Below are 13,554 nucleotides of genomic sequence, written 5' to 3' on the forward strand. Positions count from 1 at the left end.
TTATGACCTCGTTATTTGAGTTATGCTAAATTTTAATATATTTGCAAAGTAGGAAACTACTTCATTTACAGCAGCTTCTACGCTACCTACATCTCCGCTTATTACAACGGATCCTGTAAATCTGTCAACAAATCCTATTTCAACTCCAGCACTTTTCGTAGCCAGATCCGCTGCAATTATTGCCGCTTCTCCTGGAGTTATTGTCAAAATTCCGATAGCATTTACCTTGTTTTCATGAAGTCCTATTTTTTTTGATAAATCTCTTTGGGGATTTGCAATTATATGAGCCAGTGTCAGTTGTCTCCCAGGCACATATTCCTGTATCATTCTCTGTTTTTTTTCTTCTTCCATTTAACAAATCCTTTCTAAAACTTATTTTATCTAGGCAAAATAGTTTCTACTTCTGCATGTGGACGTGGGATTACATGAATTGAAATCAATTCTCCAACTCTTTCTGCAGCAGCAGCTCCTGCATCTGTCGCAGCCTTAACTGCTCCTACATCTCCTCTTACTAATACTGTTACTAGTCCTCCACCTACGTGTTCTTTTCCGATTAGAGTAACGTTTGCAGCTTTTACCATCGCATCTGCAGCTTCTATTGCAGCTACTAATCCTTTTGTTTCTATCATTCCTAGTGCATTTAATGTTGCCATAGCTATTACCTCCTAAATTTTTTTATAAATAGTTTTATTTTTTATAAAATTATTTATACTATTCTCTTCCTTTTGGCAAAATAGTTTCCACTTCGATATGTGGACGTGGAATTACATGAATTGAGATTAATTCTCCAACTCTTTCTGCAGCAGCGGCTCCCGCATCTGTCGCAGCCTTGACAGCTCCTACATCTCCTCTTACAAGCACTGTTACTAATCCTCCACCTACATGCTCTTTTCCAATCAATGTAACATTTGCCGCCTTTACCATTGCGTCTGCAGCTTCTATCGCAGCCACTAATCCTTTTGTTTCTATCATTCCTAGTGCATTTAATGTTGCCATATCTTTCCTCCTAAAATTATTTTTTATTTGACAAATAATTTAATTTTGATTTCACCTCCTTGCTCTAAAATTATAATAATAGATTATTAAATTAGCAAAAATAAAAAAGGAACTAAAAAATCGAATAATTTTTCAAGCTCCTTTGCTTTTAAATATTATTGTTCTTATAATATGTTTAGTTGATTTTTCTCCATTTAATAATTATTTTTTCAAAGTTTTGCATACCCCATTGTAATACAACTTTCATTTTGAGTATACTATGATTTTTCATTTTGTCAATAGCTATTGAAAAAAAAATTTAAAATCATATTTAATTTTGTATAATTACATTTAAGAAATCACTATTTAATGGAGAGGAGTATAGCTGTTAATATATTTCAACATTTAAAAAAGAAAAAGAATTTAAATATTGCCTGTTTATCAAAGATTTATCCTAAACCCTGTTTAAAAAGCAAAAATTATATTTCAGTCATTTGAAAATATCAGGTTTTAGCCCCTCACTAAAAAAGATTTTTATAAATCCGATATTTAAATGGGCTTAGCATTACTGGAAATTAATCAAGACCGGGATGGTTCAGATTTCTTTTTTGAATTATTATATCTTGTAAATAACTAGATAAAACAGTATAATAAATATATTGTACAGTAAAATTTGTTTAAAGCCAAACTCAAAAGCTATGACTATTTTACTCAAGCTTTAAATTAATATAATTTTAGCAGTTTAATTTAAAACAGGTTTGAGTATATTTCTTAATCTGAAGGGAGAAAAATGAAGAAAAAATATGTGATTTTTTTGAATGGGGAATATAAATATTCGCAGGAATTTATGGATAAACTGGTTTCGGAAAATGCAGTTTGCTTTTGTGCGGACGGCGGGGCAAATTCTGCATTTAAATATGGGAAAATGCCAGAAGTGATTATTGGAGATCTGGATTCGATTGAGAAAAAAGTTTTAGAATACTATAAAAATAAAAATATTTTGATAAAAAAATTCCCAAAAGACAAGGATTTTACAGATTTTGAGCTGATTTTGAAAGAAATTAATAAAATTTCGGAAAATAAGAATTTTATTGAGAAAATATTTGTTGTTGGTGGGCTTGGGAAACGAATTGACATGACTTTGAGCAACTTATTTATAATGGAAAAATATAAAAATATCGTTTTTTTGCAGGAAAATGAAGAAATTTTTTATGCAGAAAAGTCTTTTGTCCTAAAAAATAAAAAGGAATATGAATTTTCAATCATTCCAATTAGTGAAAAAGTTGAAAAATTAACATTAAAAGGCTTTAAATTTGAAACGGATAAAATTGATGTGAAAAGGGAAAGTTCCAGACTTGTGAGCAATGTTATTGTTGAAAATGAGGCTAGTGTGGAATTTGAAAATGGGAAACTGATAATTATTTTGAAAAATAATAATAAAAATCTTTTATACTAACCCTCCTCATTTAAAAAATAGTAATAAAATTTTATAATAATTAGTTTAATAGTCTTGTAAAAAAAATTAAATCTAATTTTTAAGTATCCATCTTAAAGATTTTTATAATAGGGTTGTTTAATAGCTAATTCATAATCATTCAATTAAATTATTTTTTATTATTTTTAAAATATTATGATTAATAAATATTTTTTCATATTATTATGGTTTTTCTTTTTATTCTCGTAGGATTGCTCATTGCCGCAAATCCTACAACCTATGGCTAGTCTACGACATTTTTCTGCACTGACAAAAAACTCGCTATGCTCAGACAGTTTTGCCAGCACAGAAAAATGCTCCGACGGGTTATTTATACTAGAATTTAATCGAAAAATTTAATTATTTAAAAATATTAGATTTATACCCTTTATTAGAAAAGTTTGTAATAATTTCGTTATTTAAATGGGGTTTAGTAATTAAGTATAATAATCTTTATAATTTAGTATGGAATGTCGTAATTTTTTTGGAATGAAAACAACTAAACACATTTATGTGTTTCTTTCGCCAGAACCTTTATAGCAAATATATTTTATAGAACGGTTCTGATCTTTGTTTGCGAAAGTGAGTGTTAGCGAGTTTCGTTTTCGTAGTAATTAAGGTTTATCCAAATAATGAATGTTTAGACTACTTTCTCAAATAAAATTTGGGAATATTTCAAAAAAATACTTAGACGAGCCAGGGTTAGTGCATACACTTTCGCCATTATCTTTAATATGCCATTATTTAAATTTGTTAAAATAACTTTTATTGCGAAATAAAGGGAAATGGCGATTGATTTCCCTTGCTTATATAAAAAGAAAAAACCTGAAATTATGAAAAATATTTATTAACAATGAGCAGTTTTTCATAACTCTAAATAAAATCCCTTATATGGATACTTAATGATTAACTTTAATTAAAGGATATTCTATAAGTACATAGATTATAAATAGTACAATTTTGTAAAAAAGGTTTTAATTCCGTTAATTTTCTGATTTTTATTATTTAAATGGGAAGATGGTATAATAATAGATTTGTTTAGCAACTTATTTTTAAAACTAAAAGTTTATTAAAAAACAAGATTATCAAATAATAATAAAAAATAAAAAAGGATGTGTATAGATAATGAAAAAATTTAGGATAGAAAAGGAACATCAGAGGATGAAAATCTCGCAGTATTTGCGGGAAGTGCAGAATTATTCGGGGAGAAGTTTGAGAAATGTGGAAGTTTTTTTGAATGGAAAGCAGGTAAGACTGACTAAGAAATTGCCGTCACATGGAAACTTGAGGGTTGTTGAGAAGAAAAAGGGGACGGACATTAAGCCGATTAAATTGCCACTTGATATTATTTTTGAAGATGAGGATATTTTGGTTGTGAATAAAGAGCCATTTTTGCTGACACATCCGACACAGAAAAAAGCTGATTTTACACTTGCAAACGGAATTGTAAATCATTTTTTGGAAAAATATGGTGAAGTCCGAGTGCCACGATTTTACAATAGGCTCGATATGAATACATCTGGGCTGATTATTATTGTCAAAAACAGTTTTGCACAGGCATTTTTACAAAATTTTTCGATTTTTGAGAAAAAATATCTGGCGATTGTGAATGGAATTATTGATGATAAGGAAATTGCTAGAATCAATGAAGAACTTGCAAAAGATGGGAAAAAACATAAGATTCAGGATTTGGAAAAGGAAAATTTAAAACCTGAAATTGAAAAAGTTAATTTTGGAGAAATGAAAAAATACGATGAAATGGAAAAAATAGAAAACAATTTAACTTTTGAAAATAAAGATAATAAAATTGGAGAAAATACGGATTTTAACAGTAAAAAAGAAAATAATAATTTAAATCTGAAAAGTAAAAGTAATTTTGAAAATATAAATTTTACAATAAATGAAAATATAGATTTTAACAGCAAAAATGCAAAAGATAATTTAAATTTGAAAAATAAAAATGATTTTAATAATGAAATTTTGGAAAAAAATGGAATAAATAAAATAGTTATTGAAAGACGGATTTTTTGGGATGGGGATAATTTGGAAAGAATAATTGATGAGCGGGGGCAATACGCAAAAACGGCTGTAAAAGTCTTGAAAACTTATCCTGAAAAAAATGTGACATTAGTGGAATGTGAACTTTTTACAGGGAGAACACATCAAATTCGAGTTCACCTGAAATCCATCGGACACACAATTATAGGAGACGAACTTTACGGAAATGGCTTAAACAAAGAACTTGGAATAAATAGACAATTTTTGCACGCTTATAAGGTAAAATTTACACATCCTGCAAGCAAAAAGGAAGTTGAACTGGAAATACCAATTTTTTCAGATATGAAAGAATTTTTGGAAAAATAGAAAAATTATATTTTTTGCAAAAAACTATTTTTAAAATAAGAATAAAAACTTACGATTTAAAAAGCAAAAAGAAAGGATAAAAAATGAAAAAATTTAATTTTTCTGTTGATTTGATAAATGATAATATTTTGAAGTCGCTTCTGATTTTTTCGATACCGATACTTGTGTCGAATATTTTTCAGCAGCTTTACAATATGGCGGATATTGCTATTGTGGGGCATACTTTGGGAGATAACTCGCTTGCGGCCATTGGGGCTTCGGCTGCTATTTTTGAACTGATCTTTGGATTTGCATTAGGAATTGGAAATGGGCTTAGTATGGTTACAGCTAGAAATTATGGGGCGAATAATAAGAATCTTTTGAAAAAGTCTGTGGCTGGCTCGATTGTTATTGGAATTTGGATTACTGTGGGAGTAATGATTTTATCACGGTTTATTCTTATGCCGCTGTTAAAAATCTTGCATACGCCTGAAAATATTATAAAAGAAGCATTTGAGTACATAAATATAATAACAATGTTTATTGGCGTAACTTTTTCCTACAACCTGTCGTCAGGACTTTTACGTGCAATCGGAAACAGCTTTATGTCGCTCGTATTTTTGGTAATTGCCTCAATTTTAAACATTTTCCTTGATATTTATTTCATAACTTCCCTTAAAATGGGAATTGGCGGAGCTGCAATTGCAACAGTTATTGCACAGGCAATTTCAGTTATCTTAAGTATTATCTACATTTACGTAAAAGAGCCAATTTTAATACCTAGAAAAAAACATTTCAGATTTGATAAAAAATTGTACAAGGAACTGCTTGGGCAGGGACTTTCTATGGGATTTATGATTGCGATTGTACTTATGGGAACGCTTATTTTACAGTATGCGATAAATGGGTTTGGATATTTGATTATCGCTGGACATACTTCGGCAAGAAAACTTATGGGATTTTGCAACATTCCGCTAACTACAATAGCACTCGCACTTGCAACTTTCGTTTCCCAAAATAAAGGTGCAAATAAAGTAGATAGAATCCGAAAAGGCGTATTTTACGCTAATATGATGGATATAATTTTTGCAATTGGAATCACAATTTTTGTATATTTATTTTCCAAAAACATGATTCACCTGATGTCAGGCTCCGAATCTGAAATCGTCCTCCACAACGGCTCAACCTACCTAAAAATCGCCTCTCCATTTTTCACAATACTAGGAATCCTGTTTAACTTGCGATACGCTTTACAGGCTCTTGGCGAAAAATTAATCCCCCTCGTTTCAAGTATAATCGAATTTTTTGGAAAAATAATCTTCGTAATTTTTATCGTGCCAAAATTGGGGTATTTTGGAGTAATGGTTTGCGAGCCGCTGATTTGGATTGTGATGGTGGGGCAGTTGGCTTGGGCATTTTATGGGAATGGGTATATGAAAGGTTATAGAAAAGTGAAGGAGTAAGCAATGAAAGAAAATTTAATAAAAATTTTACTAACGGTTTTATTTACAGTAATTTATTTTTTTCTTCAACAAAAATTATCAATAATATTTTTATTACTTTGGATTGAAATTTTAGTATCTTTTGGTAAAAGTATTGTAGTGGCATTAATTTCAATGTTAATAATTATTATGTTTTTTTTCTATTTTGGATATCTGAGTAGAAATTTTTTGGTAAAATTAAATAAAATTTTATTAGGTGTATTAATGTCCATAATTTTGATTTATTTCTTATATAATATTTTTTATCAAGAAAATCAGTTTATTCCAGGAATAGAAGAGTTTAACATAACTTATATAATCTTACATATTTCATATACAATTGGACTATTTTTGGATAAAAAAATTATAATAAAGCATAAAAATTAAAGGGGGAGAAAATGAAATTAAAAAAATATTTAGGTGAAACAACATTTTATGAGAAAAAAAGAGAAGTTGAAAGAAATAAGGTAAAAAATTGGCTAAAAACAGTTAGTGCATTTGCAAATGGAAAAGGTGGCATTTTGATTTTTGGAGTAAGTGATGATGATGAAATTGTTGGATTGGAAGATTGTAAGAAGGATTCTGAATTTATCAGTGAAAAAATAAAAACATTGATAGAGCCTGTTCCGAATATAGAAATTAAATATTTAGATGAAAATAATAAAAATTTATTACTAGTTTATGTTTTTTCAGGAAATCAGACACCTTATTATTACATTGGAAACGGCTCAAGACAAGCATTTGTAAGAATTGGAAATGAAAGTGTAGTTACAAGAAATCATGAACTTAATAATTTGATTTTAAAAGGAAGTAATCAAACATACGATAGTTTAAATTCAAATATTGATTTTGATAAAGCTTCGTTTTCAAAATTGAAGGCAATTTATTATCAGAATACAAGGCAGGAATTTTTAAATTCTGATTTTGAATCGTTTGGATTGATGAGAAATGGAAAATTAACTAATGCAGGAGCGTTACTAGCCGATGAAAGGCTTATTTATCAATCAAGGATTTTTTGTACAAGATGGAATGGAATTGACAAATCTTCGGGAAGAATGGAGGCATTTGATGACATTGAAGTTGATGGAAGCATTTTATATCAGTTAGATGAAGTTTTGAGATTTATAAGGGTAAATAATAGAAAAATGTGGAAAAAAACAAATGAACGACGTATAGAAATGCTAGATTATCCAGAAAGAGCTGTACAGGAAACTTTGGTAAATGCAATTATACACAGAGATTATGGAATAACGGGCAGTGAAATTCATGTAGATATTTATGATGACAGAATGGAAATTTATTCTCCCGGCGGAATGTATGACGGAACTTTTATTCAGGAAAGAAACACCGATACAATTTCATCTTTTAGAAGGAATCCTGTAATAGCAGATTTATTTGCTCGTATGCATTTTATGGAAAGACGTGGAAGTGGACTCAAAAAAATAAAAGATGATTTTGTGAATGCTTTTAATTATACAGAAGACAAATCAGTTGAATTTTTTTCAGATTTTAATGGATTTAGAGTGGTAATGAAAAACTTAAATTATGATTTTATAAAAAATTTAAATAATAGGGAATCTACAATTAAAACTGAAATCAAAAAAAGAAAGATTTTAGAAGTGCAAATTCAAAAAATAATGGAGTTTTTTGAAACTAATGATGAACTTACACGATCGGAATTAGAAAAACTTTTGAATGTAAAAGAAAGCCGTGCGAGAGATTTGTTAAGATATTTGGTGAAAAATAATATGTTACAAAAAATAGGAGCAACTAGAAATATCAGATATATAAAAACCGTCGGAAAAAACCAATCGCAAAAACCGTCGGAAAAATGATATAAACAAATTGCTTCAAATACTTAAAGATAGGGATTTTTGAGAAAATATTATTAAATTCGATTGGTAAAAAAACCGTCGGAAAAAACCAATCGTAAAACCGTCGGAAAAAAATCAAGCAACGAAAATCACTAAGAAATCGTTGCTTAAAAATTATTAATTATCTTTTGTATTTTTGATAATTTAATTTATTGAAAGGTTACAAATTTTTTTATTATCTGAAATACGGTTTATAGACATTTTAGGTCTGTTTTTCTTGTCAAATGAATAAACTAACTTGTAATTAGAAAAACTTTTAGTTTTTTCATTCAAATTTGTAAAATAGATGGCATTTTCATCTTCTTTTACTTCAAAATTTAATTCTGAAAGTTCAAGGGTAACTTTTCCTGTTTTTAAAGCTGCACGAGAATCTATTTGGCTAAAAGCAATATAAGGCTCATTTTCTTTAGTTAAGAATTTTACATAGATAAGTCCTCTAAGTGTATTGTCAAGACTGGAACAGTTCCAAACTTTGGAAGATAATATGTCAATATCAGAATTAGAAAAACTTAAACTAAAAGTCAGTAAAAACAATGTAAATATAATTTTTTTCATAAAATCACTCCTAAATAACAATTTTTGTATATTTTATAATATTTTTTTAAGAAAATCAATAATAAAAACTAATATTTAAAATTTCACATTATTTTTAGAGCTAAACGCATTTTGAAAAAATCCATCGGACAAGTCAAATTCAAAAGTTTCACGGCTGATGTAACCGACAGTTTTGTCGCTTTCGTAAAGTTGAATGAGAAAATCTGCCATTTCTTCGGATGTATGATAGTTTGGATAAGATTTATCATAATCAAAATTAGTTTTACCAGTTGCGATATTTCCAAAGTTAGTTTTGGTTGCGGCGGGTGCTAGGATTTTTGCTTTTAATTGTGCGTTGTTTTGCTTTAATTCTAGTGCAAGTCCTTCTGTGAAGGCGTTTACATAAAATTTTGTGGCACAGTAGACAATTGCGTTTGGGACGATTGTGCAGCCTCCTGTTGAGGAAATATTAATTAACTGAGAGTCTTTTTCGTTGTGGTAATCTTGGACGTATAAAGAAGATAGCAAAGTTAATGCTTCTACATTGAGATGAAGCATATCTGAAATTTTATTTAAAGGCTGCTCTTTTACATCGCCATACATCCCAAAACCTGCATTGTTTATCAATGTTTCAATATGATAGTTGTTTAATTTTGAATATAATTTAGGAATTTTACCGACATCTGTTAAGTCAAAATCTATTACAAGAGTATCCAAATTAGGATTTTTCTTCAAAATTTCGCTTTTTAAGTCTTTGAGTAAATTCTTTCTTCGTGCAATCAGAATAAGATTTTTATTTCTTTCTGCAAATTTTAGAGCCACAGCCTTTCCTATTCCCGAACTTGCTCCTGTTATAACAGTATATTTTGTTTTCATATTTATTACCTCCATAAATTTGATAAATAAAGGATAGCAGTTAGAGTATAGTATAAGTCAAGAGTTTTTTGAAAGGAGAAAATAAAATGAAAAAGAATGAACAAAAAATAATGCAAATAAAGGAATTTTCAGAAAAAACAGGCTTAACTCCATATACAATAAGGTTTTATGAAAAAAAGGAGCTGTTTCGTGTAAAAAGAGATGAGAAAAATAGAAGAATATACGATGAAACTGACATTGAATGGATAAAAATGTTAAAAAGATTAAAAGATATGGGAATGAAATTGAGCGAAATTAAGAAATATTCAGATTTACGATATGAAGGGAACGGAACGATAAAAGAAAGAATGAAAATTTTGACAAATCATAAAAAATATGTAAATATAGAAATTGAAAAGTGGCAAAAATATTTACAAAATCTTGATGATAAACTTGAGATTTATGAGAGTTTTTTAAAAAGTATTTCTGAAAAATAAAAGGGTCATAAATATATAGAAATTTAGGAGTAAATATGCTTACAGATACAAATATAACTTGGGGATTTGTCTTGTTATCACCTTTTATAATTCCAATATTAATTTTATTAACTTTCTGGTTTTTTGTTTCAAAACGAAAGTTTAATTTTCTTATTGCATTTACAATTTTATCATTATTATTTGTTAGGTATCTTCGTTTTCCCTATGACACAGTTAACCGTAACAGCGAACTCGAAGTATCACAAAATTTTTTGATAAAAAGAACTTTGAGTTCGGATTCAGAGCATGAAGTTTATAAACTTGTTGATAAGACGAAGCCTGAAGATTTGATTTTGTATTTAAATGGATTAGCTAAAATTAATAATACTTGGGTTGGTTATATAGAAGAAACAGATTCTTACGAAGGAAAATATGGTGTCAAACCAGAAACATATTTTTTCATTAATGACAATAAAATTGAATATAACTTAGATGAGAAAACTTTAGAAAAAAGATTAGGTTTAAAAGAAATAAAATTACAGGATGCTGAGTACTTTGTTGATAAATTTGGGAGTAAAAAAGAAATCTTATATCAATATCAATTAGATAAAACAGGAGATTTAGATGAAAATATTTCTTTAAATTCAGAATTAAGCAAGAAATTGGAAACAAAGTATAAAAAAGACAGAGCATTCTATTTGATGTTTTGGAGTGTAATGTTGCTTATAGAAATTATTTATCTGTTTATAAAAAATAGAAAAATTACAAAAAGTAATAAAGATTAGAAGGAGAAAAAAGGATGGAAAAAAATGAAAATAAATTTATGTCAAAAGCAAAAAGCTTTTTAGTATTAGTTTTATTTACAGTAATTTACTTTTTCTTTCAGAAAACAATATATCCGGCATTAGCACTTTTGTTCTGGCTGGTTTTTGCGATGCCGTTAGCAGGAATTATTATTAATGCTTTGGAATTTTTACATCTTCCGCAAGTGGCTATGACCACTATTGCTGTTGTAATTTCGGGAATTGCTTTAATAATGGTTCTTATGCTTGTGTTTTACTTAGGATATTTGTGCAGTAAATTTTTGAAAAAAATGAATAAAGCTGTATTAGGCAGTGTGATGACAGCGATTTTAATCTATTTTTTGTATAAAGTTTTTACAGAAACAGATGAAAGTACAGCAATGTTTGCGCCGAAAGCACAGGAAATACACATTTTCTGTACAGCATCACATATTTTTTACACAGTTGGAGTATTTTTTAGTGATAAAGTCAAGAAAGTTTTGAACAGAATGAAATCTAAAAGAAAAAAATAAAAGAAGGAGGAAAAATAAATGGAAAAAAATACAAATAAACTTTTGAGAAAACCGAATAATTTTTTAGGATTAATTTTATTTGCGATAATTTATTTTTTAGTTCAGAATGTGATATATCCGCTATTAGGATTTTTATTCTGGTTTTCTTTCACGCTGATTTTTGGAGGAATAGCAGATGCTTTGGGAATTTTAAAAATAAAAGAAATTCAAGTTATTTTAACTTATCTATTTTATTGTGTTTGTTTGGTAATATTATCTGGATTTATGTGTTATTTAGGATATTTATGTAAAGATTTTTTAGGAAAAATGAATAAAATAGGATTAAATACCGTAATGATTGTAATATTGATTTATTTTTTGTACAAAGCTGCTGTTGGAGATCAAAATTCAATAATTGATGCATTAATAGATGAGAAAAAGTATATATTTTGTACTATATTTCATATTTCGTATATAATGGGAGCATTTCATAGCGATAAAGTCAAGAAAATGTTAGACAAAATAAAATTCAAAAGAAAATAAATTTTTTACAAATCCAATTTGCTTATGGCATTTTTATCTGTTATAATTATTTTAATGAGAATAAATAAATTTTTTAGATAAATTTAAAATAGGAGCAGTATTTATGGGAAGAAAACATAAAAATATAATGTTGCTGGGGACAGGTTCTAATGTGGGAAAAAGCATAATTAATGCAGGGTTTTGCAGAATATTTTCTCAAGACGGATATAGCGTGGTGCCGTTCAAGTCGCAGAATATGGCTTTAAATTCGTTTATTACGAAGGATGGAAAAGAAATGGGGAGAGCTCAGGTGGTGCAGGCTGAAGCGGCTAATATCGAGCCTCAGGCATTTATGAATCCAATTTTGTTAAAGCCTACAACAGACAGAAAATCACAGGTTATTGTGAATGGAAAAGTTTACAAAAATATGGATGCAAGGGAATATTTTGCCTATAAACATAATTTAAAAAAGGATATAATGGCGGCGTACAATCACATAAGGGACAACTTTGATATTTGCGTGCTGGAAGGTGCAGGAAGCCCTGCGGAAATTAACTTGAAGGAAGACGACATTGTAAATACAGGGATGGCGGAAATGGCTGATTCGCCTGTTATTTTGGTTGCTGATATTGACAGAGGCGGTGTTTTTGCGGCAATTTACGGAACAATTATGCTGCTTGAAGAAAGCGAGAAAAAACGTATAAAAGGTGTAATTATAAACAAATTTAGAGGAGATAAGAGCCTTTTGACTCCTGGAATTGAGATGATTGAAGAGTTGACAAATGTACCTGTTCTGGGAGTAGTGCCGTTTGTGCCACTAGGAATTGAGGAGGAAGACAGTCTGGGAATCGACAAGTATAATGTGAAAAAAGAAGGGAAAATTCGGATTTCGGTTATTAAACTAAAACATATATCGAATTTTACAGACATTGACGCACTTAGCCATTATAACGATGTTTCCTTGAAATATGTCACAAAAAGTTCTGAACTTGGAGATGAGGACATTATTATTATTCCTGGCTCCAAAAATACTGTGGAAGACATGAAGGACTTGATTGATAAAAATATAAGCAGGGAAATTATAAGGCTTGCAAAAAGAGGAACGATCGTATTTGGAATTTGTGGCGGTTTTCAAATAATGGGACAAAAAATAATGGATCCTCAAAATATTGAGTCTAATCTAAAGGAAATTTCAGGCTTAGATTTATTAGACATAGAAACAGTTATGGAAACGGCAAAAACAACAACACAGTATGAAAATAAAATAAAAAAGGCAGATGGAATACTCGCTGGAATGGAAGGCATTGAAATAAAAGGCTATGAAATACATCAAGGCTACAGTTATCCTGTAAATGAGGAAAAAACCGAGATAAAATGTATCTTTGACGATGAAAAGCTAAAAGGTGCTGTAAAAGGCAATGTTGTCGGAACTTATATTCACGGAATATTTGACAATTCTGAATTTACAAATCATTTTCTGAACGAAGTAAGAAAACTTAAAGGGCTAGACAAAGTCGATGAAGATTTTAGTTTCAAAGAATATAAAAACAGGGAATACGATAAATTGGCACAAATTTTGCGAGAAAATGTGAATATTGAGAAAGTTTATGAAATAATGGGGATGGAATAAATTGACATTTGTAATAAAAATTTAGATTGTCCATGTGCTTTATCTTTGAATATGGTGACAAATGAAATCAAAAAATATGTAATTAAATAATTAAAA

The 13,554-nt window shown here is 29.1% G+C and carries 14 protein-coding genes; 9 read left to right on the plus strand and 5 right to left on the minus strand.

Annotated elements, in window-relative coordinates; genetic code table 11:
* Genes eutS through FVE77_RS11935 form a run of 3 tightly spaced genes read right to left on the minus strand, consistent with a single transcriptional unit; the run spans position 1 to position 996 of the window.
* Positions 1–351 (minus strand): ethanolamine utilization microcompartment protein EutS, encoded by a 351-nt coding sequence (gene eutS, locus FVE77_RS11925; RefSeq protein ID WP_026745880.1) that lies wholly within the window; start codon positions 349–351, stop codon positions 1–3.
* A 26-nt stretch (positions 352–377) separates the two neighbouring features.
* Positions 378–653 (minus strand): BMC domain-containing protein, encoded by a 276-nt coding sequence (locus FVE77_RS11930; RefSeq protein WP_006805317.1) that lies wholly within the window; start codon positions 651–653, stop codon positions 378–380.
* Positions 654–711: 58 nt separating this feature from the next.
* A complete protein-coding gene (locus tag FVE77_RS11935) occupies positions 712–996 on the minus strand; it encodes a BMC domain-containing protein (protein ID WP_006805318.1) in 285 nt (94 codons plus the stop codon).
* 769 nt (positions 997–1,765) lie between these two features.
* Here FVE77_RS11935 and FVE77_RS11940 point away from each other — a divergent pair.
* From FVE77_RS11940 to FVE77_RS11955, 4 genes are all read left to right on the plus strand, one after another.
* Positions 1,766–2,431: a thiamine diphosphokinase gene (locus FVE77_RS11940; protein ID WP_026745879.1), complete on the plus strand. Its 666-nt coding sequence runs from the start codon at positions 1,766–1,768 to the stop codon at positions 2,429–2,431.
* 1,143 nt (positions 2,432–3,574) lie between these two features.
* On the plus strand, positions 3,575–4,813 hold the full coding sequence (locus FVE77_RS11945; protein ID WP_026745559.1) for an RluA family pseudouridine synthase: 1,239 nt from the start codon (positions 3,575–3,577) through the stop codon (positions 4,811–4,813).
* Positions 4,814–4,896: 83 nt separating this feature from the next.
* Positions 4,897–6,255 (plus strand): MATE family efflux transporter, encoded by a 1,359-nt coding sequence (locus FVE77_RS11950; protein WP_026745558.1) that lies wholly within the window; start codon positions 4,897–4,899, stop codon positions 6,253–6,255.
* 416 nt (positions 6,256–6,671) lie between these two features.
* Positions 6,672–8,108, plus strand: coding sequence for an ATP-binding protein (locus tag FVE77_RS11955; protein WP_026745557.1), 1,437 nt, complete (start codon positions 6,672–6,674; stop codon positions 8,106–8,108).
* Between the two features lie 183 nt (positions 8,109–8,291).
* Here the strand turns inward: FVE77_RS11955 and FVE77_RS11960 are convergent, their stop codons facing one another.
* Both FVE77_RS11960 and FVE77_RS11965 read right to left on the minus strand, forming a co-directional pair.
* Positions 8,292–8,702 (minus strand): hypothetical protein, encoded by a 411-nt coding sequence (locus FVE77_RS11960; protein ID WP_026745556.1) that lies wholly within the window; start codon positions 8,700–8,702, stop codon positions 8,292–8,294.
* Between the two features lie 75 nt (positions 8,703–8,777).
* Entirely contained in the window at positions 8,778–9,557 is a 780-nt protein-coding gene (locus tag FVE77_RS11965) for an SDR family NAD(P)-dependent oxidoreductase (protein WP_026745555.1), read from the minus strand.
* Between the two features lie 86 nt (positions 9,558–9,643).
* On the opposite strand from FVE77_RS11965, the gene FVE77_RS11970 reads away from it, so the two are divergent.
* The 5 genes from FVE77_RS11970 to FVE77_RS11990 all read left to right on the plus strand — a co-directional run bounded on the left by FVE77_RS11970 (position 9,644) and on the right by FVE77_RS11990 (position 13,458).
* A complete protein-coding gene (locus FVE77_RS11970) occupies positions 9,644–10,033 on the plus strand; it encodes a MerR family transcriptional regulator (RefSeq protein WP_018498379.1) in 390 nt (129 codons plus the stop codon).
* A 35-nt stretch (positions 10,034–10,068) separates the two neighbouring features.
* Positions 10,069–10,797 (plus strand): hypothetical protein, encoded by a 729-nt coding sequence (locus FVE77_RS11975; protein ID WP_026745554.1) that lies wholly within the window; start codon positions 10,069–10,071, stop codon positions 10,795–10,797.
* A gap of 14 nt (positions 10,798–10,811) precedes the next feature.
* Entirely contained in the window at positions 10,812–11,327 is a 516-nt protein-coding gene (locus FVE77_RS11980) for a hypothetical protein (protein ID WP_026745553.1), read from the plus strand.
* Positions 11,328–11,345: 18 nt separating this feature from the next.
* Positions 11,346–11,849, plus strand: coding sequence for a sodium:proton symporter (locus FVE77_RS11985; protein ID WP_026745552.1), 504 nt, complete (start codon positions 11,346–11,348; stop codon positions 11,847–11,849).
* A 103-nt stretch (positions 11,850–11,952) separates the two neighbouring features.
* The gene (locus FVE77_RS11990) at positions 11,953–13,458 is read left to right on the plus strand and encodes a cobyric acid synthase (protein ID WP_026745551.1); all 1,506 of its coding nucleotides are present in this window, start codon (positions 11,953–11,955) and stop codon (positions 13,456–13,458) included.
* The last annotated feature ends 96 nt before the right edge of the window (positions 13,459–13,554 follow it).

Source organism: Leptotrichia hofstadii, from assembly GCF_007990525.1.
Lineage (GTDB): Bacteria > Fusobacteriota > Fusobacteriia > Fusobacteriales > Leptotrichiaceae > Leptotrichia > Leptotrichia hofstadii.